This is a genomic window from Microbacterium horticulturae, from assembly GCF_029094505.1.
Taxonomy (GTDB): domain Bacteria; phylum Actinomycetota; class Actinomycetes; order Actinomycetales; family Microbacteriaceae; genus Microbacterium; species Microbacterium horticulturae.
In genome coordinates this window covers 2141022-2160002 of the sequence record NZ_CP119108.1, presented here as the reverse complement: position 1 = coordinate 2160002, position 18981 = coordinate 2141022, and the positions used below count along the sequence as shown (strand labels likewise).

18 protein-coding genes and 1 rRNA gene are annotated in these 18981 nt (G+C 70.1%); all 19 read left to right on the top strand.

The window, feature by feature from the left end:
* Positions 1-20 precede the first annotated feature (20 nt).
* The 19 genes from rrf (at position 21) to der (ending at position 18963) form a co-directional block, all read left to right on the top strand.
* Positions 21-137: ribosomal RNA gene (gene rrf, locus PU630_RS10450) — 5S ribosomal RNA — on the top strand.
* Between the two features lie 257 nt (positions 138-394).
* Positions 395-982, top strand: coding sequence for a hypothetical protein (locus PU630_RS10445; RefSeq protein ID WP_275277011.1), 588 nt, complete (start codon positions 395-397; stop codon positions 980-982).
* 5 nt (positions 983-987) lie between these two features.
* Complete coding sequence (locus PU630_RS10440; protein ID WP_275277010.1) at positions 988-1680, top strand: hypothetical protein; 693 nt, start codon at positions 988-990, stop codon at positions 1678-1680.
* The gene (locus tag PU630_RS10435; RefSeq protein WP_275277009.1) at positions 1680-2723 is read left to right on the top strand and encodes an HAD-IIA family hydrolase; all 1044 of its coding nucleotides are present in this window, start codon (positions 1680-1682) and stop codon (positions 2721-2723) included. The genes PU630_RS10440 and PU630_RS10435 overlap by 1 nt, the downstream gene beginning before the upstream one ends.
* 31 nt (positions 2724-2754) lie before the next feature.
* Positions 2755-2904 carry a hypothetical protein gene (locus PU630_RS10430; RefSeq protein WP_275277008.1) on the top strand — a complete coding sequence of 50 codons (150 nt, stop codon included), beginning with the start codon at positions 2755-2757 and terminating at the stop codon, positions 2902-2904.
* Complete coding sequence (locus PU630_RS10425; RefSeq protein WP_275277007.1) at positions 2901-3701, top strand: TlyA family RNA methyltransferase; 801 nt, start codon at positions 2901-2903, stop codon at positions 3699-3701. Before PU630_RS10430 ends, PU630_RS10425 begins: the two co-directional genes overlap by 4 nt.
* Entirely contained in the window at positions 3698-4660 is a 963-nt protein-coding gene (locus PU630_RS10420) for an NAD kinase (RefSeq protein ID WP_275277006.1), read from the top strand. Before PU630_RS10425 ends, PU630_RS10420 begins: the two co-directional genes overlap by 4 nt.
* Positions 4657-6348: a DNA repair protein RecN gene (recN, locus tag PU630_RS10415; protein WP_275277005.1), complete on the top strand. Its 1692-nt coding sequence runs from the start codon at positions 4657-4659 to the stop codon at positions 6346-6348. The genes PU630_RS10420 and recN overlap by 4 nt, the downstream gene beginning before the upstream one ends.
* A 29-nt stretch (positions 6349-6377) precedes the next feature.
* Positions 6378-9212, top strand: a complete 2835-nt coding sequence (locus tag PU630_RS10410) for a DUF2207 domain-containing protein (RefSeq protein ID WP_275277004.1) — start codon at positions 6378-6380, stop codon at positions 9210-9212.
* 17 nt (positions 9213-9229) lie between these two features.
* Entirely contained in the window at positions 9230-10957 is a 1728-nt protein-coding gene (gene pyrG, locus PU630_RS10405; RefSeq protein WP_275280077.1) for a CTP synthase, read from the top strand.
* Positions 10950-11594, top strand: coding sequence for an NUDIX domain-containing protein (locus PU630_RS10400; RefSeq protein ID WP_275277003.1), 645 nt, complete (start codon positions 10950-10952; stop codon positions 11592-11594). Before pyrG ends, PU630_RS10400 begins: the two co-directional genes overlap by 8 nt.
* A gap of 4 nt (positions 11595-11598) precedes the next feature.
* Positions 11599-12501, top strand: coding sequence for a site-specific tyrosine recombinase XerD (gene xerD, locus PU630_RS10395; RefSeq protein ID WP_275277002.1), 903 nt, complete (start codon positions 11599-11601; stop codon positions 12499-12501).
* 106 nt (positions 12502-12607) lie between these two features.
* A complete protein-coding gene (locus tag PU630_RS10390) occupies positions 12608-13498 on the top strand; it encodes a ParA family protein (RefSeq protein WP_275277001.1) in 891 nt (296 codons plus the stop codon).
* Positions 13482-14297, top strand: a complete 816-nt coding sequence (locus PU630_RS10385; RefSeq protein WP_275277000.1) for a segregation and condensation protein A — start codon at positions 13482-13484, stop codon at positions 14295-14297. Before PU630_RS10390 ends, PU630_RS10385 begins: the two co-directional genes overlap by 17 nt.
* Positions 14287-14868, top strand: a complete 582-nt coding sequence (gene scpB, locus PU630_RS10380; protein ID WP_275276999.1) for an SMC-Scp complex subunit ScpB — start codon at positions 14287-14289, stop codon at positions 14866-14868. The genes PU630_RS10385 and scpB overlap by 11 nt, the downstream gene beginning before the upstream one ends.
* Positions 14865-15656 carry a pseudouridine synthase gene (locus PU630_RS10375; protein ID WP_275276998.1) on the top strand — a complete coding sequence of 264 codons (792 nt, stop codon included), beginning with the start codon at positions 14865-14867 and terminating at the stop codon, positions 15654-15656. The genes scpB and PU630_RS10375 overlap by 4 nt, the downstream gene beginning before the upstream one ends.
* On the top strand, positions 15653-16774 hold the full coding sequence (locus PU630_RS10370; protein ID WP_275276997.1) for a prephenate dehydrogenase: 1122 nt from the start codon (positions 15653-15655) through the stop codon (positions 16772-16774). The genes PU630_RS10375 and PU630_RS10370 overlap by 4 nt, the downstream gene beginning before the upstream one ends.
* Positions 16767-17450 (top strand): (d)CMP kinase, encoded by a 684-nt coding sequence (cmk, locus tag PU630_RS10365; RefSeq protein WP_275276996.1) that lies wholly within the window; start codon positions 16767-16769, stop codon positions 17448-17450. Before PU630_RS10370 ends, cmk begins: the two co-directional genes overlap by 8 nt.
* Positions 17440-18963: a ribosome biogenesis GTPase Der gene (gene der, locus PU630_RS10360; RefSeq protein ID WP_275276995.1), complete on the top strand. Its 1524-nt coding sequence runs from the start codon at positions 17440-17442 to the stop codon at positions 18961-18963. The genes cmk and der overlap by 11 nt, the downstream gene beginning before the upstream one ends.
* Positions 18964-18981 lie beyond the last annotated feature (18 nt).

Below are 18981 nucleotides of genomic sequence, written 5' to 3'. Positions count from 1 at the left end.
GATTGACATATCCATAGAGTTTCGGCGGCCATAGCGAGAAGGAAACGCCCGGTCACATTCCGAACCCGGAAGCTAAGCTTCTCAGCGCCGATGGTACTGCAGGGGGGACCCTGTGGGAGAGTAGGACACCGCCGAACATTTTTCCAGAAATGGCCACCCTTGAGGTGGCCATTTCTGTTTTACGGCAGAATCAGCAGATGAGGTATCGACGTGGCTGAAGACGAAGAGCGCGCGAAGAGCGCCGGCGATGGCGAACAGCGTCGCCCCGCGCAGCGATCGGAACATAAGAAGTACAGCGCGCGCGGAGAGCAGCACGGGCGTTCCTCGGACCGCAGCCGCGACGCGGGCCGCGGAGACCAAAGGCCTTCTGGCGATCGCGGGGACCGTAAGCCCTATGGTGACCGTTCTGATCGGAAGCCGTATGGTGATCGCTCTGATCGGAAGCCGTATGGTGATCGCTCTGATCGGAAGCCGTATGGTGACCGTTCTGATCGGAAGCCGTATGGTGACCGTTCTGATCGGAAGCCGTATGGTGACCGTTCTGATCGGAAGCCGTATGGTGACCGTTCTGATCGGAAGCCGTATGGTGACCGGGGAGATCGTAAGCCGTATGTGGATCGTGGTGACCGGAAGCCGTACGGTGATCGCACTGATCGGAAGTCGTACGGTGACCGTTCGGACCGTAGGCCGTATGGCGACCGTGGTGAGCGGAAGCCCGATGCGGATCGTGGTGACCGGAAGCCGTATGGTGATCGCTCTGATCGGAAGCCGTATGGTGATCGCTCTGATCGGAAGCCGTACGGTGACCGTTCTGATCGGAAGCCGTATGGCGACCGGGGCGGCCATGGTCGGGTCGAGGGCCGCGATGACCGTCGCACCACGCGTCCGCCGCAGAGCGAGCGCGCGGACCGGCCGCTCGATCCTCGGCTGCCGGAGGACATCACTCCCCGCGATCTGCACCCCGCCGCGCGCAACGAGCTGAAGACATTGACCAAGGAGAATGCCGAGCGGGTTGCCCGCCACCTGGCGATGGCCGCTCGGCTGATCGATGAAGACACGGCGCTCGCACACGAGCACGCTCTCGCCGCGTCTCGTCATGCGGGTCGCATTCCGGTCGCGCGTGAGACGGTCGCCATCACGGCGTATGCGATCGGCGATTTCGCGCTCGCGCTGCGCGAGCTGCGCACATATCGGCGTCTGACGGGGCGCGATGACCAGATCGCGCTGATGGTCGACAGCGAACGGGGAATGGGCCGACCAGAGCGCGCTCTCGAAGAGGGGCGCGGGGTGAACCGGGCCGCACTGCCGACGGATGTGCGGGTGAACCTCGCGATCGCGATGTCGGGCGCGTGGCTCGACCTCGGTGACGCACAGCGCGCGCTTCAAGAACTGGAGATCCCCGAGGCGGATCCGGAGCGCGCCTTCGAATGGAGTCCCGCTCTCTTCTCGGCTCGCGCCGCCGTTCTCGGAGAGCTCGGTCGTGAGTCCGAGGCCGAGCGCTGGCAGGAGTTCGCTGATGTGGCAGCGGAGGCGCTCGACGAGGCCGCCGGCGTCGACGAGAGCGAGACGGTCTTCATCGAGGAGCTCGACGAGCCCGTGACCGAGGAAGAATCCGCGGAGTCCGAGGAGCAGGCTGCGCCCGTAGAACCGGACGTTCCCCGCGAGGGGGACGAGGCCTGATGGGGCTGTTCTCGCGACACCGGCAGACCCCCACCCCGCTCGACGGCGTCGATACCGTCCTGGCCGACCTCGACGGCGTCGTGTATGCCGGGTCGGGTGCGCTTCCGCACGCCGTCGAGAGCCTGACCCGCGTGGCCGCGGGCGGCGCCCGCCTCGGCTACATCACGAACAACGCGTCGCGCACCGACGCCCACGTCGCCGCACACCTGCGGGAACTGGGCCTTGATCGCACGACGCCCGAAGACGTCGTCACCAGCCCCCAGGCAGCGGTGCGGCTGTTGCGCACGCAGATACCGGCACCCGCGATGATCCTCGTCGTCGGGGGCGAAGGCCTGGTGAGCGAGGTGGAACGGGCGGGGTACACGGTCACGCGCAGTGCCGACGACGCCCCGGCAGCGGTGCTGCAGGGGTTCTCACCCGACATCGCGTGGACCGACCTTGCCGAGGCCGCTTTCGCCCTGAAGCTGCCGGAGGACGAGGGCGGCATCCCCTGGATCGCCACGAACACCGACTGGACCATCCCGCAGGCCCGCGGCATGGCGCCGGGCAACGGCACGCTCGTCTCGGCTGTGCACACGGCCGTGGGACGACTGGCGACCGTGGCCGGCAAGCCCGAGCCGCCGATCTACCATGAGGCCGTCGCTCGGTTCGGGGCACAGCATCCCCTCTTCATCGGCGACCGACTCGACACCGACATCGCGGGTGCCCATGCCGCCGACATCCCATCGGTTCTCGTGCTCACCGGCGTGGACCGGCCGCGCCACGTACTCGCGGCGCCGGCGTCGAGTCGGCCGACGTTCATCGTCGGAGACCTGCGCGAGCTCTTCGAGCCGTACCCCGCCACGCAGACGGACGGCGGCACGACCCGGGTCGGCGATGCGATCGTGCGCATCGACGGCGCCGATCTGCGTCTGGTGGCTGCCGGAACCCGTCCGATCGATCTCGTGCGGGCGGCAGCGGCAGCGGTATGGAACTCGGGGCGTGCGATCTTCGGCTTCCGCGTCGAAGAGGCGCTGTACGCCGACCCGTTCTTCCGTCCCTGATCGGAAGGCGGTTCGGTCTACCATGGGCACCATGGAACCGGGCGAACGGGACGAGCTGATCAGCAGGCTGCGAGTGATCGAGGAACAGCCGCTGTCGGAGCGCGCCGATGCCTATGCCCAGTTGCACGACGCCCTGGCCCGCGAGCTCGACGCGGGACCGGCAGGCCCGCGCTCGGCATGACGCAGCGTCTCGATCGGGCCCTTGCCGCGCGCGGCCTCGCGCGCTCGCGCACGCACGCACAGACCCTCATCGCGCAGGGCGCCGTGAAGGTCGACGGCTGTGCCGCGCACAAGCCGTCGACGCCGGTCGGCGATGAGGTGGAACTCACCGTTGCCGCACCCGACCATTACGTGAGCCGCGCAGCCCACAAGCTGATCGCCGGACTCGACGCGTTCGCGGTGAAGACTTCCGGACGCGTCGCCCTCGACATGGGCGCCTCGACGGGCGGCTTCACGCAGGTGCTGCGCGAGCGCGGCGCAAGCCCCGTGATCGCCGTCGATGTCGGCCACGATCAGCTCGTGGCCGAGATCGCCGCCGATCGCGAGGTCATCGCCGTCGAGGGATTCAACGTGCGGTACATGACGCGCGCGACGCTGAGCGAGGCCGCGGGCATCGCGGCACAGCCCGGGCTGGTGACCGGCGATCTCTCGTTCATCTCGTTGCGGCATGTCCTGCCGGCGGTGCGCGACGTCGCCACCGACGACGCCGACGTCGTGCTGCTCATCAAGCCACAGTTCGAAGTCGGGCGCACGGCTGTCAAAGGCGGCCTCGTGAGCAATCCGATCGCGCGCGCTGATGCCATCGCCCAGGTGCTGTGGTCGGCATGGGATGCGGGCCTGGTCACGCACGGTCTCATTGCGTCGCCGATCCTGGGGACGCACGGGAACCGCGAATACGTGGTGCATCTCCGTCCGGGATCGGGTGCCGATCCGTCAGAATGGAGGAACACCGTGGACGAACTGACAGGGGGCTCATGAGCGACGAGCAGCGCAGCATCCTCGTCGTCGCGCACGCCCTGCGCGACGACACCGTCGAGGCGGCAGCCCGGGTCATCCGGGCACTGCACGACGCGGGCGCGCGACCGGTGCTCGCCGCCGAAGACCGGGAGGAGCTCGCCTCACGGCGCAGTGCGTTCGGCGCGACGGCGGCACTCGGCACCGACGTGACCGTCCACGACATCGAATTGGCCGTCGTTCTCGGCGGCGACGGGACGATCCTGCGGGCTGCGGAGCTCGTGCGCGGCGGGTCCGCCCCGATCCTCGGCATCAACATGGGGCACGTCGGCTTCCTCGCGGAGATCGAGCGCGATGACATGGATGACGCGATGCGCCGTGTCATCGCGCGCGACTATCGCGTCGAGGAGCGCATGACCCTGTCGGTTCGGGTGAAGGATGCCGCGGGCCAGGTGATCTACTCGACCTGGGCGCTGAACGAGGCGACGGTCGAGAAGGCGAGCCGGGAACGGATGCTGGAGGTCGTCGTCGAAATCGACGGCCGACCGCTTTCGACGTTCGGGTGCGACGGCATGGTCGTCTCGACGCCCACGGGCTCGACCGCCTACAACTTCTCGGCCGGCGGGCCGGTGATCTGGCCGACGGTGGAGGCCATCTCGGTGGTGCCGCTGTCGGCGCACGCGCTGTTCGCGAAGCCGCTCGTGGTCGGCCCGGAGGCCTCTGTGGCGATCGAGGTGCTCGAGCGCACGAACGGCGTCGGCGTGCTCTGGTGCGACGGACGCCGTTCGCACGACCTGCCGCCGGGCGCGCGCGTCGTGGTCCGTCGGGCAGACGAGCCGGTGCGCCTGGCGCGCCTGCACCCGGCGGCGTTCACCGACCGGCTCGTGCGGAAGTTCCGCCTGCCGGTGGAGGGATGGCGCGGCAACGGAGACGGTCGAGGCGCCGGGCCGGCCACGTCATCGGGCGGGGGAGCCGCGGCGTGATCGAGGAGATGCGACTGCGTGATCTCGGCGTCATCGCGCAAGCGACGCTGCCGCTCGGCCCCGGCTTCACCGCGATCACGGGGGAGACCGGCGCGGGCAAGACGATGGTCGTCAGCGGCTTGAGCCTGCTGCTCGGCCGACGGGCCGACTCCGGCGCGGTGCGCGCGGGTGCCCCGCAGGCGTCGGTGGAGGGCGTCTGGCTCGTCGACGACGACGGACCGGTGGCCGAGCGCGCGCGGGACGCCGGCGGTGACGTCGAGCCGGCGGGTGCCGGCCGCGCCGAGCTCTATGTGGGGCGCACCATCACCGCCGAAGGGCGCAGCCGTGCCACCGTCGGCGGCCGCAGCGCTCCCGCCGGTGTGCTCGCCGACATCGCCGACCAGCTCGTCGTCATGCACGGTCAGTCCGACCAGTTGCGGCTGCGCTCAGCCGTCGCCCAGCGCGACGCGCTCGACCGCTTCGGCGGCGAGGCCGTCGCCGCGGCTCTGGCCGGATATCAGGAGGCCTTCAGCGCCTGGCAGGAGATCGACCACGAGCTGACGGCGCTGGTGACCGAGCGCGACACGCGCGCCCGTGAGGCAGAGGAGCTCCGCGCCCTCATCGCGGAGATCGAAGAGGTGGATCCGCAGCCCGGAGAGGACGACGATCTCACGGTGCGCGCCGAGCGCCTGGCGAACATCGAAGACCTGCGGGTGGCCGCGGCCACCGCACACGCCATGCTCTCGAGCGAAGACGATCAGCCGGACGTCGCTGCCCTGACCGGCGAGGCGCGCCGCGTCCTCGAGCGCGCGGGGGAGAGCGACCCCGAGCTGGCCGAATTCGCCACGCAGGCCGCCGACATCGCCTACCGCGCTGCCGACCTGGCCGCAGGGCTCTCCGGCTATCTCGCCGATCTCGATGAATCTGGCCCGCAGGAGCTGGCGGCGGTCGAACAGCGCCGGGCCCAGCTGGGCGCTCTGATCCGTCGTCACGGCGACCTCGCCGCGGCGATGGACCTGCTGCAGACCGGATCGGCGCGGCTCGTCGAGCTCGACGACGACACCGACCGTATCGAGCGGCTCTCGGCGGAGCGGGAGGCGGCAGCATCCACCCTCGACGCCGCCGCGGACGTCCTCACCGCCGCCCGCGTCGAGGCGGCCGCCCGGCTGGGCGCGGCCGTCACCGAAGAGCTGCATGCGCTGGCCATGCCCGACGCCCGCCTCGAGGTCACCGTCGTGCCCACCTCGGCGTCGTTGCACGGGCGGGATGAGGTGGCGATCCTGCTGGCGCCGCACCCGGGCGCCCAGCTGCGCCCCGTGGCGCGCGGCGCATCGGGCGGCGAGCTGAGTCGGGTCATGCTCGCGATCGAGGTTGTGATCGCGGCGACCGATCCGGTTCCGACGTTCGTGTTCGATGAAGTGGATGCCGGCATCGGCGGCGCTGCCGCGATCGAGGTGGGGCGTAGGCTCGCGCGGCTCGCCGAGTCCGCGCAGGTCATCGCCGTGACGCACCTCGCCCAGGTCGCGGCGTTCGCCGGCAACCACCTGACGGTCGTGAAGGCCGGCGACGGCACCGTGACCGCCTCGAGCGTGCGGCGCCTGGACGGCGCCGACCGGGAGGCCGAAATGGCCCGTCTGCTGTCAGGGCTGGCCGATTCGGACGCGGCGCTCACCCATGCGCGCGAGCTTCTCCAGTCCGCGCGCTCGTGAATGTGAGCGACCCGCGTCGGCACGAGCCGATGCCCGCCGATGCTATCGCCGTCGCACAGCGCCGCCCGACGCCGCTTTACCGCTGGCTGTCTGCGCGGCTCATGCGACTGGAACGCTGGGTGCGCTCGCATGGGTCGGTCAACCTCCGGTGGGGCATCGGGTTCGGCTGGGCGCTGATCATCGGCATCGGGCTGCTGCTGATCTTCGGGCCGGTGATCAACAAGCCCATCGGCTTCGACGACATCACCGCATCTGCCGAGGACGTCACCGGTACGTGGATCGCCCGGTCGTTCCAGGCCGACTACGTGCTGCACCGTGGCGACGACGGTCGCCTGCAGGTCGACGTGACGGAGCACATCACCGCGTTCTTCGCCGACGACGTGCGCGACGAGACCATTGAGCGCGTGATCCCGACGCAGTACGAGTCGCACGACCTGCACCCCACGCTCACCGAAGCGACGCTCGACGGGTCTCCCGTCCACGTGCACACCCGCACGACCGCTGACGGGGTGGCCTACGGTATTCCCCACAGAACGGGCCTTCGTGGAGATCACGACGTCGTGCTGCGCTACACGCTGCACGACATGGCCTACGCCGCCCAGGACAACTCGACGGGGCGCGACGAGCAGCTGTGGGAGTGGAACGCGTACGGACCGTCGTTCGGGCACGGCGTCGCAGAAACCGAGATGCACATCACGGTCCCGCGGACGCTCGCCGACGCGTACTCGCGGGAGCCGCGGGGCGGACTGTCGTGGTTGCTGGCGGCCGACTCGGCGCAGCTGGACCCGGAGAGCACCACCGGCGACACGGTGACGTACACCCTGACGAACGACCAGAGCCTTCCGCCGTATGCCACCTTCTGGTTCCGCTTCGCCTTCGAACCCGGCACGTTCGCCCTGCCGGCGCCGTCGTTCTTCTTCTGGGTGCAGGCGATCGGCCCCTTCGTGCCGCTGCTTCTGCTCGCGGCGACGCTGCTGTTCGCGCTCGCGGCCCGCGCCGTCGCGTGGTCGGACGCCCGCGGACGAGCCTGGTATGTCTACCGCGAGGAGCCGCCCGATGCCGTGAAGCCGGCTGTCGCGGCGCGGATCTGGCGGTCGGTGCTGAGCACGCCGCTGGTCGACGCCTTGGACGAGTATCGTCGCGGCGGTGACGCGGCGGCGAAACGCGCGTTGGTGCGCGCCGCCCGGCAGGCCGGCAGGCCGGGCAACCTGATGATCGCATGGACCCGGTATCTGCGCGGATCGGCGTGGAAGGACGTGTTCCGGCGGGGGCTGCGGCGTGTGCCGCGCGGCTTTGTGCGCGAGTCGTTCCTCGGCGCGGCGCTCGCATGGGCTGTTCTGCAGGCAGGCCTGGTACGACAGCTGTCGTATCAGGTGCCGCTCACACGGTATTGGTGGCCGGTGGCTGTCATGGCCGTCTCCGTGCTCGTGGCCGGTACCATCATCGTCATCGCCCTCACCGCGCGTCCGCTCACGCGAAAAGGGACGCTCGTCAAAGAGCAGCTCCTGGGGCTGCGACTGTATGCCGACCGGACACTCGCCCACGAGCGCATCAGCCTGAAGGACCCGCTCCTGCCGTACGTGGTGATGTTCGCGTCGCCGCGTCGCGCCGGCCGCCTGGTCCGCGCGCTCATCGCCCAGGAGGGCCTGAACGCCGATGTCGCCGCGGACCCGGCTTTCCTCTCCGCCAAGCGGCTGGCGGTGCGGTTCGCCGCCGTCCTCGCGGTTCCGGCTGCCATCGCCGTCGTCTCCTGGGTGCCCGCGAGCACCCAGTACCACTCGGACGACGCGGCGTATGACAGCGACGTGGTGCCCGGTGCGTACGGATTCTTCGTGAGCACGTTCTCTGCCCACGCCACACTGACCGGTGCACCCGGCGGCACTCCGCGACTGCAGGTCACCGAGCACCTGAGCGGAGCGGTCGAGGAGGGGTTCCGCAACGTGCCGCAGGTCGTGCGCATCTGGCACGACACCGTCAACGGACACCACGCGGGGCTGACGGTGACCTCGGTCGCCGTCGACGGATCTGCGGTCCCGTTCACTCAGAGCCGTCTCGACGGGCAAGCGCTGCTGCGCACCCGGTTGCCGGATGAGTGGCCGGGCGACCACGATGTGACGATCCGCTACACGCTCGACGACCCCGTCGCAGAGGTCTGGGCGGATGGCGGATGGCGGCAGCGGCTGCGCTGGACGGCGCTGAGCCCGGGGTGGCGCTTCGGCTGGGCGGGCGTCGACCACGACGTCGAGTCGGTATCGGTCTCGCTGACGCTCTCCGACGAGGTGCTGGATGCCGCGGCGCACGGTCGCGGCTGGCTCGGCGGCGGGGCGTGGCCCGACCTGGGTGTGCGTGATTTCGGGGCGCCGGCGCGGTCGGCGGCGGGAGTCCAGTACGCGGAGTGGTTCGCGCCCGACGCAGACGGTCACTGGCCTGAGCTGACCGCGGACGACGTCGTCTTCTGGTCGGACGACGACTATCTCGGCGCGCAACTGGAGTTCCCCGAGGGGACGTACGCGGCGGGCTCACGCGCAGCCTTCATCGCGGATGCCGCCATGCGCGCCCTGCCGATCGTTCTGCCGGTGCTGTGCGCGGTCATCGCCATCGGCGCGGCCCTGATCGGCATCGTCCGCGGACGGCGACCGATAGTCGGTGGCATGCGCGATGTGACGCGATGGGTGACGCCGTGGTTCGCCGCAGCGGCATGGATCCTGACCTTTTGGGCGACGCGCGATCTGGTGGGCGATGAGCCGGAATTCGTGCCGATCATGGGCAGCGCGGCGCTTGCGGTGGTGGCGACCGTGTGGATGTTCGTCGCGACACGGCATCGCCGGACGCCGACGCGCACCTCCCGCTCAGGCTCGCACTGATAGGATCGAAGCCCGTGATGCACAGTTCAGACTCAGACGATTCCGGACCTCTCGTCGACACCACGGCGACAGACGACGACACCACCAAACACATCTTCGTGACCGGCGGTGTCGTCTCCTCTTTGGGGAAGGGTCTGACGGCGGCGAGTCTGGGCAATCTGCTCACCGCGCGCGGGCTACACGTGGTCATGCAGAAGCTCGACCCGTATCTGAACGTCGACCCCGGCACGATGAATCCGTTCCAGCACGGCGAGGTCTTCGTTACGGACGACGGAGCCGAGACCGACCTCGACATCGGCCACTACGAGCGCTTCCTCGACGTCGACCTGAGCCAAGCCGCCAACGTGACCACCGGCCAGATCTACTCCACTGTGATCGCACGCGAGCGCGCCGGCGAGTACCTCGGCGACACGGTGCAGGTCATTCCGCACATCACCGACGAGATCAAGCGGCGCATGCGCCTGCAGGCGGACGCCGATCCCAAGCCCGACGTCATCATCACCGAGGTGGGCGGCACGATCGGCGACATCGAGTCCACGCCGTTCATCGAGGCCGCGCGCCAGCTGCGCCACGAGCTCGGCCGCGACAGCGTCTTCTTCGTGCACGTGTCGCTGCTGCCCTACATGGGGGCCTCGGGCGAGCAGAAGACCAAGCCCACCCAGCACTCGGTCGCAGCCCTGCGTCAGCTGGGGGTGCAGCCGGACGCCCTGGTGCTGCGCAGCGACCGGCCGGTCAGCGACGGCAACCGCAAGAAGATCGCGCTGATGTGCGACGTCGACATCGAAGGCGTCGTCAACACCGTCGACCTGCCGAGCATCTACGACATCCCGTCGACTCTGAACGACCAGGGGCTCGATGTCTACATCGCGCACCGGTTGGGCCTGGCGAGCAAGGCCGGAGAGGTCGACTGGACGCGCTGGCAGAAGGTCCTCGACGCCGTGCACAACCCGCGGCACGAGGTGACGATCGGTCTGGTCGGCAAGTACATCGACCTGCCCGACGCCTACCTCTCGGTCACCGAAGCGGTCAAGGCCGGCGGCTTCGCACAGGAGACGAAGGTCCGCATCGAGTGGATCCCGTCCGATGAGTGCGAGACCCCGGAGGGCGCGCAGAAGTCGCTCGCGCACCTGGACGGCATCGTCGTGCCCGGCGGATTCGGCATCCGCGGCATCGAGGGCAAGCTCGGCGCGCTGCGCTTCGCCCGCGAGCAGGGCATTCCGACGCTGGGCCTGTGCCTCGGCCTGCAGTGCATGGTGATCGAGTACGCACGCAACGTCGCCGGCATCGCGGGCGCCTCGTCGAGCGAGTTCGACCCCGACACGGCCGACGCGGTGATCGCGACGATGGCCGAGCAGGTCGACATCCTCGCCGCCGGCGAGCTGGGCGGCACGATGCGCCTCGGCCTGTACCCGGCAGACCTCGCCGAGGGGTCGCTGGCCGCCGAGGTGTACGGGGCCAACCGGGTCGAGGAGCGCCACCGGCACCGCTACGAGGTCAACAACGCGTACCGCGACCGCCTCAGCGATGCGGGGCTGGTGTTCTCGGGCCTGTCGCCCGACCGCAACCTCGTCGAATACGTGGAGCTGCCGCGCGACGTGCACCCGTACTACATCGCGACCCAGGCCCATCCCGAGCTGCGCTCGCGCCCGACGAGCGCGCACCCACTGTTCCGAGGACTCGTCGAGGCGGCGCTGGGCCGGCATCGCGCAAGCGAGCTGTTCGACGACGAGGGCGACGATGACTGAGCCGCTGCACGACGAACCCGCCCACGCAGAGGTCACCCGCAGCGACACCGTCTACGAAGGCCGGGTATGGAACATTCGCCGTGACGAGGTCTCGTACAACGGCGAGACCATCGTGCGCGAGTACATGGACCACACTGGCGCCGTTGCCGTGCTCGCCCTGGACGAGGATGACCGGATGCTGCTGATCAAGCAGTACCGGCACCCCGTGCGCACTCGCGAGTGGGAGATTCCCGCCGGCCTGCTCGACGTCGCGCAGGAGGACGCCCTGACCGCCGCGCAGCGCGAGCTCGCGGAGGAGACCGACCTGACCGCTGCGCGCTGGGACGTGCTGGCCGAGTTCTTCACGAGTCCGGGCGGCAGCGATGAGGCGATCCGCATCTATCTGGCACGCGATCTCGCACCGGCCGACGAGTCGTTCGACCGCGAGGCCGAAGAGGCCGACATCGAGCTGCGCTGGGAGCCGCTCGACGATGTGCTGGCCGCCGTGCTCGCGCGCCGCGTGCAGAACCCGTCGCTCGTGATCGGAGCGCTGGCCGCGCACGCCTCTCGTGCGGCGGACTGGAGCACCCTGGTCTCCGGCGACACGCCGTGGCCGCGCCGCACACGGCCCGTCGGCGCGGGTACCGGCGAAGGCTGAGCCCATGGAGCTCGACCGGGCGGTGGACGCCTTCCTGCGCCACGTCACGGTCGAGCGCGGCCTGAGCGAGCACACCGTGGCCGCCTATCGACGCGACCTGGGCGGCTACGTCGAGTGGATGTCGCAGCGCGACGTGACCGACAGCGCGCAGGTGACGGCGGCGCTGGTCGCCGAGTTCGTCGCGCAGCGCTCAGGGGTCGAGCCCCGGCCCGCGGCATCCAGCCTCGCCCGTCTGCAGTCCTCGGTGCGCGGTCTGCACCGCTTCCTGCAACGGGAGGAGATCGAGCCGGACGACCCGACGGGACGGCTGCGGCCGCCGAAGCTTCCGCAACGGCTGCCGAAGGCGCTGACGATCGACCAGGTCGAGCGACTGCTGGAAGCGCCCGACCCGGCCGAGCCCCTCGGCATCCGCGACCGGGCGCTGCTCGAGCTGCTGTACGCCACCGGAGCCCGTGTGTCGGAGATCGTGCAGCTCGATGTGGACGACCTCGCGCACGGCGATGTGCTGCGCGTGCGCGGCAAGGGCTCGAAGGAGCGCATCGTGCCGATCGGGCAGTATGCGCGTGAAGCCGTCGACGCGTATCTGACACGCGTGCGCCCCGAGCTCTCGCGGCGGGGCCGTGCGACGCCACGGCTGTTCCTCGGGGCACGCGGGGCTCCGCTGTCACGGCAGAGCGTGTGGCTGGTGATCCAGTCGGCAGCCGAGCGCGCACAGCTGAGCGCACACGTCTCGCCGCACACACTGCGCCATTCTTTCGCGACCCACCTGCTGCAGGGCGGCGCCGACGTGCGCGTCGTGCAGGAGCTGCTCGGACACGCTTCGGTCGCGACGACCCAGATCTACACTCATGTGAGTGCCGACGCGCTCCGCGACGTCTACGCGACATCGCATCCGCGCGCACGGTGACGCGCGAAAATCGCTCTGATCCGGCGACATCCCGCGCCGTCCGGCCGCGCGCGAGGCGATGTCATCGCTAGAATCGACCGGAAGGCACGACAAGGTCAGGAGTACGGTGGCGGGCAGCACGGCGAGCAAGACGCAGAAGTCGAAGGCCGCAGGCGACACGCCGATCGGTCCGACGGGGCGCCCCTACCACGGCTTCCCGACCCCCGCGCCCCTCGCGGGACACGGCCCGGCGCGCATCATCGCGCTGTGCAACCAGAAGGGCGGCGTCGGAAAGACGACGACCACGATCAACCTGGCGGCGGCGCTGGCCGGTTACGGGCGCAAGGTGCTCGCCGTCGACTTCGACCCGCAGGGTGCGCTGTCGGCGGGGCTGGGCATCGCGACCCACGAGATCCCGACGATCTACGACCTGCTGCTGGACGCCAAGCGCGATCCGCACGAGGTCGTCGTGCACACCGCCATCGAGAACCTCGACGTCGTCCCGGCCAACATCGATCTGTCGGCCGCCGAAGTGCACCTCGTCAACGAGGTCGCCCGCGAGATGACGCTGGCCCGTGCGCTGCGAGGGGTCTCGAACGAGTACGACGTCATCCTGATCGACTGCCAGCCTTCCCTCGGCCTGCTGACGGTCAACGCGCTGACGGCGAGCCACGGCGTCGTGATCCCGCTGGAGTGCGAGTTCTTCGCGCTGCGCGGCGTCGCGCTGCTCATCGAGACGATCGACAAGGTGCGCGACCGGTTGAATCCCGCGATCACGCTCGACGGCGTGCTGGCGACCATGTACGACCCGCGCACCCTGCACTCGCGCGAGGTGCTCGAGCGCGTGGTCGAGGCATTCGGCGACGACGTGCTGGAGACGGTCATCGGGCGCACGGTCAAGTTCCCCGACGCATCGGTGTCGGGGGTGCCGATCACCGAGTTCGCCCCTGAGCATGCGGCCGCACAGGCCTACCTGCGGCTTGCGCGGGAGCTGGTCGCGCGTGGCGCCGTCGCCTGAGAACGGCGCGCTGTCGCCTGAGAGCTTTCGCGTCTCGGTCGGGGGCTTCGACGGGCCGTTCGACCTGCTTCTGCACCTGCTGGGAACCCGCGAGCTCGACATCACCGAGATCTCGCTCTCGAAGGTGACGGGAGAGTTCATCGCCTACCTGCGCGAGCTGCAGGCCGAAGACGAGCTGGACGAGGCATCCGAGTTCCTCGTGGTGGCGGCGACCCTGCTCGACATGAAGGTCGCCGGACTCCTGCCGCAGGGCGAGTTCGTCGACGCTGAGTCGGTCGCTTTGCTGGAGGCGCGGGATCTCCTGTTCGCGCGGCTGCTGCAGTACCGCGCGTTCAAGGAGGTCTCGGCGTGGTTCTCGCGCTGCCTGGTACGTGAGGACCGTCGCCATGCGCGTGCCGTCCGCCTGGACGAGAAGTACCGCAATGCCGCACCCGAACTGGTCTGGACGCTCTCGCCCGACGACTTCGCAGCGCTCGCGCTGCTCGCGTTCGCGCCGAAGGAGATCCCCACGGTCGGACTCGACCACCTGCACGCGCCGCTGGTGAGCATCCGCGAGCAGGCGGCCGTCGTGGTGACGATGCTGCGCTCGGCGGGGAGCCTGACATTCCGCGACCTCGTGACCGGGGTCACGCAGCGCGGCGTCGTGATCGCCCGCTTCCTGTCGGTGCTCGAGCTCTACCGGCACGCCGCCCTCTCCTTCGAGCAGCTTGAGCCGCTCGGAGACCTCACCCTGACCTGGACCGCCGAGCGCTGGTCCGAGGAGAACCTCGCCGCACTGGGAGCCGACTATGACCGATGACGTCCACGCCGTCGCGCGCAAGCTCGAGGCGATCCTGCTGATCGTGGAGGAGCCGCAGAGTCTTGTCGCCCTCGCCACCGCGGTGGGCGAGCCCGTACCCGCCGTACGTCAGGCCATCGAGGGCCTGGTTGCCGACTTCGACGGCGAGACCGGCGGCCCGCGCCGCGGCTTCGAGCTGCGCGAGGTGGGCGGCGGCTGGCGGCTCTACGTGCGCGAGGACTACGACGATCTCGTCGGCGAGTTCGTGAACACGCAGGCGCCCTCCCGGCTCTCTCAGGCCGCGCTCGAGACCCTTGCGGTCATCGCGTACAAGCAGCCGGTCTCGCGGGGGCAGGTGGCGGCCGTCCGCGCCGTGAACGTCGACTCCGTCGTCCGGACGCTGCTGGGCCGGGGCCTCGTGACCGAGGTCGGCCACGACGCCGAGACCGGCGCGATCCTGTACGGCACCACCGACGCGCTGCTCGTGAACCTCGGCATCAATTCGATCGACGAACTGCCGCCGATCTCGCCGCTGCTCGACGACGTCGACGCGGTCGGCGCGGACGGACTCGACGAAGGGGGTGTGCGATGAGTGACGGTGGCCAGAGCGCAGAGGGCGTGCGCCTGCAGAAGGCTCTCGCGAACGCCGGCGTGGCTTCGCGCCGCGTCAGCGAGCAGCTCATCGTCGACGGGCGGGTGCGGGTCAACGGCACCGTGGTCACCGAACTCGGCAGTCGCATCGATCCCGAGCACGACCTCGTCGACGTCGACGGCACGGCGGTGCAGTTCGACCAGACCAAGCGCTACGTCATGCTCAACAAGCCCACCGGAGTCGTCAGCTCGATGCACGACGACCGGGGGCGACCTGACCTGCGCCGGTTCACGAGGGAGTGGGCCGAGCGGCTGTACAACGTGGGGCGGTTGGATGCCGAGACCAGCGGCCTTCTCGTGCTGACGAACGACGGCGAGCTGGCGCACGTGCTGGCCCACCCGTCCTTCGGCGTCACCAAGCTGTACATCGCCAAAGTGCGCGGTACGGTCACACCGCAGACGATCGCCACGCTCACGCGCGGCATCGAGCTCGACGACGGGCCGATCGCCGCCGATCGCGCGCGGCTCCTCGACCGCTCCGGCGGCACGAGCTTGGTCGAGCTCACGCTGCACTCCGGGCGCAACCGCATCGTCCGGCGCATGATGGCTGCCGTGGGGCATCCCGTCGACGAACTCGTGCGCCGCCGGTTCGGCCCGCTCCACCTGGGAACTCTCCCGGTCGGGGCGACCCGGGAGTTGACTAAAGTGGAACGCGGCGCGCTGCTGACCCTCGCGCGCCGTGAGCCGGGGGAGCCGACACCGCCGGAGGATGACCGGGAGACTCCATGAGCCAGAACACGACCGTGCCCGCACGGGGTGCTGCGCGCACCTCGGGGACGGTGCGGATCGTGGGGGCGGGGCTCCTGGGTGCGAGCATCGGCCATGCGCTCAGCGCCCTCGGCGTGGACGTGGCGCTCGCCGACACGTCACCGGCTCAGCTGCGCCTGGCCGTCGACTACGGCGCGGGGCGCGCGGCGCGTGACGGCGACCGCCCGCGACTGGTCGTGGTGGCCGTGCCGCCCGACGTCACTGCAGACGTCATCGCGCGTGAGCTCGCCGACTTTCCCGACGCGGTGGTCACCGACGTGGCAAGCGTCAAGTTCGAGCCGCTGCGCGTCCTGCGCGAACGCGGTGTCGATCTCGCCCACTACATCGGCTCGCACCCGCTGGCCGGCCGCGAACGCGGCGGCGCCATCTCGGCACGCGCCGACCTGTTCATCGGCCGCCCGTGGGTCGTGTGCCGGGATGGGGAGACCTCTCCGGCCGACCTTGCGGTGGTGGAGGGGCTCGCACTCGACCTCGGCGCGATGCCCTTGGAGATGGACCCGGCCGAGCACGATCGCTCGGTCGCGCTCGTCTCGCACGTGCCGCAGCTGGTCGCGAGCCTGCTGGCCGGGCGCTTCGCCGCCGCCCCCGACGGGTCGCTGCGGCTGGCCGGCCAGGGCGTGCGCGACACCACGCGCATCGCGGCGTCGGCCCCCGAACTGTGGGTGCAGATCCTCGGCGCGAATGCCGAGCCCGTCGTCGACGTGCTCGACGCGCTCGCCGACGACCTGCGCGACGTCGCCGATGCCCTGCGGCATCCCGACGCCCCCGGTTCGCGGCGGGCGGTCGCCGACACGATCCGGCGGGGCAACGAAGGCGTCGATCTGCTGCCCGGCAAGCACGGACAGAACCGCCGCTTCGCCCAGGTGGTCGTCATGGTCGACGACACCCCGGGCCAGCTGGGGCGCCTGTTCGGCGAGCTCGGCGAGCTCGATGTCAACGTCGAGGACCTGCGTCTGGAACACTCACCGGGCGCCCAGTTCGGCCTCGCCGAGATCAGTGTCGATCCGGGCGCTGCGCGGCGCGCGGAAGAGGGGCTGGCCGCACGCGGCTGGCGGATTGCGAGCACCACGAATGACTGACGTCGCCATCATCGCCATCGATGGACCGGCCGGATCCGGCAAGTCCAGCGTCTCGAAGCAGGCGGCCCGCGCGCTCGGGTACGGCTACCTCGACACCGGCGCTGCCTACCGCGCCCTGGCCTGGCATGTGCTCGAGCAGGGTGCCGACACCGCGGACTCCGCGGCCGTGCAGACCGCGGCATCCGACTTCCCGTACGCCATCTCGCTCGACCCCGACGACTACTGGGTGCGGGTGGGCGACGCCGATGTGACAGACGCTATCCGCGATCCGCGGGTGTCTGGGGCCGTCAGCGGGGTCGCACGCGTCCCCGAGGTGCGGGTGCAGGTCAACAAGCTGTTCCGGGCGCTGGCCGCGGCATCCGACCGCCCCGGCGTCATCATCGAGGGACGCGACATCACCACCGTCGTCGCCCCCGACGCCCCCGTGCGCATCCTGCTGACGGCCGCTCCTGAAGTGCGCGCCGCGCGCCGGGCCGCCGAGGTGACGGAGCAGGATGCCGCAGCCGTCGCCGCAGCACTGCACAAGCGCGACGCCTCGGACTCGAGCGTCGTCGACTTTCTGAACGCCGCGCCGGGAGTCGAGGTGGTCGACTCGACCGACCTCGACTTCGCGCAGACCGTCGACGCCGTCCTCGGCGTCGTCCACGAGAAGCTGGAGAACGCCGATGGGCGCTGACAACGAGTACGAGCCCGGCCAGGATCACCTGGCCGAACGGCTCGCCGACATCGACGAGACGCTCGCCGATCAGCGTGCCGAGGCGCTGCGCGCGTCGCTGGCCGACTATGAGCTGGAGGACGAGGATGCCGCGCTGCTGGCCGGCGTCACGCTCGGCGAGGACGGCATCGAGTATCTGCCGGCGCTGCCGGTGGTCGCGATCGTCGGCCGGCCGAACGTCGGCAAATCGGCGCTGGTCAACCGCATCCTCGGACGCCGCGAGGCCGTCGTCGAAGACACCCCGGGTGTCACGCGCGACCGCGTGATGTACAAGGCCGAGTGGCTGGACCGCCGTTTCACGATCGTCGACACCGGCGGGTGGGAGCCCGATGCGAAGGGCATCGACCGCTCGGTCGCAGCCCAGGCCGAGGTCGCCATCGACCTGTCGGATGTCGTGCTGTTCGTCGTCGATGCCAAGGTGGGGGCGACCTCCACCGACGAGCACGTCGTGCGCCTGCTGCGCAAGGCGGGCAGGCCGGTGTTCCTCGTCGCGAACAAGATCGACGACGCGCGGCAGGAGCCGGAGGCGGCTGCGCTGTGGAACCTCGGGCTGGGGGAGCCGTACCCCGTCTCCGCCATCCACGGACGCGGTGTCGCGGACCTCCTCGACATCGTCGTGAAGGCGCTGCCCGACGTGTCGGCGGTGGCCAAGGGCGAGATCGGCGGACCGCGTCGCGTCGCGATCCTCGGCCGGCCGAACGTCGGCAAGTCGTCGCTGCTGAACAAGGCAGCCGGCGAGGAGCGCGTGGTCGTCAACGAGCTCGCCGGCACCACGCGTGACCCCGTCGATGAGATCGTCGAGCTCGGCGGCAAGATGTGGCGCTTCGTCGACACCGCCGGCATCCGTCGTCGCGTGCACCTGCAGCAGGGCGCGGACTTCTATGCGTCGCTGCGCACGTCGGCGGCGCTCGAGAAGGCCGAGGTCGCCGTGGTCGTGCTCGACGTATCGCAGCCGATCAGCGAGCAGGACATCCGCATCATCGACATGGTGCTCGAGTCGGGCCGCGCGCTCGTGCTGGCCTACAACAAGTGGGACCGGCTCTTCGACACCGACATGGAGAACCAGGACCGCCGCCGGTACTTGGAGCGCGAGATCGAGCAGGACCTCGCACATGTGGCGTGGGCGCCGCGGGTGAACATCTCCGCGCGCACCGGCCGCCACCTCGACAAGCTCGTGCCCGCCCTGGAGACCGCTCTGGACTCGTGGGACACCCGCATTCCCACGGGCAAGTTCAACGCCTTCCTGGCAGAGCTCGTGGCCGAGCACCCGCACCCGCTGCGGGGAGGCAAGCAGCCGCGCATCCTGTTCGGCACCCAGGCCGGCACCCGCCCACCGACATTCGTGCTGTTCACGACCGGGTTCCTCGACCCGGGATACCGGCGCTTCATCCAGCGCCGGCTGCGCGAGCTGTACGGCTTCGAGGGCTCGCCCATCGTCGTCAACATGCGCGTGCGCGAGCGCCGCCAGCGCTGAGCGGTCGCGTGACGGGGG

Coding starts and splice junctions, on each gene's coding strand:
- PU630_RS10445 (WP_275277011.1), top strand. CDS start 395: ATGGTGACCGTTCTGATCGGAAGCCGTATGGTGATCGCTCTGATCGGA.
- PU630_RS10435 (WP_275277009.1), top strand. CDS start 1,680: ATGGGGCTGTTCTCGCGACACCGGCAGACCCCCACCCCGCTCGACGGC.
- PU630_RS10430 (WP_275277008.1), top strand. CDS start 2,755: ATGGAACCGGGCGAACGGGACGAGCTGATCAGCAGGCTGCGAGTGATC.
- PU630_RS10425 (WP_275277007.1), top strand. CDS start 2,901: ATGACGCAGCGTCTCGATCGGGCCCTTGCCGCGCGCGGCCTCGCGCGC.
- PU630_RS10420 (WP_275277006.1), top strand. CDS start 3,698: ATGAGCGACGAGCAGCGCAGCATCCTCGTCGTCGCGCACGCCCTGCGC.
- PU630_RS10410 (WP_275277004.1), top strand. CDS start 6,378: ATGCCCGCCGATGCTATCGCCGTCGCACAGCGCCGCCCGACGCCGCTT.
- pyrG (WP_275280077.1), top strand. CDS start 9,230: ATGCACAGTTCAGACTCAGACGATTCCGGACCTCTCGTCGACACCACG.
- PU630_RS10400 (WP_275277003.1), top strand. CDS start 10,950: ATGACTGAGCCGCTGCACGACGAACCCGCCCACGCAGAGGTCACCCGC.
- xerD (WP_275277002.1), top strand. CDS start 11,599: ATGGAGCTCGACCGGGCGGTGGACGCCTTCCTGCGCCACGTCACGGTC.
- scpB (WP_275276999.1), top strand. CDS start 14,287: ATGACCGATGACGTCCACGCCGTCGCGCGCAAGCTCGAGGCGATCCTG.
- PU630_RS10375 (WP_275276998.1), top strand. CDS start 14,865: ATGAGTGACGGTGGCCAGAGCGCAGAGGGCGTGCGCCTGCAGAAGGCT.
- PU630_RS10370 (WP_275276997.1), top strand. CDS start 15,653: ATGAGCCAGAACACGACCGTGCCCGCACGGGGTGCTGCGCGCACCTCG.
- cmk (WP_275276996.1), top strand. CDS start 16,767: ATGACTGACGTCGCCATCATCGCCATCGATGGACCGGCCGGATCCGGC.
- der (WP_275276995.1), top strand. CDS start 17,440: ATGGGCGCTGACAACGAGTACGAGCCCGGCCAGGATCACCTGGCCGAA.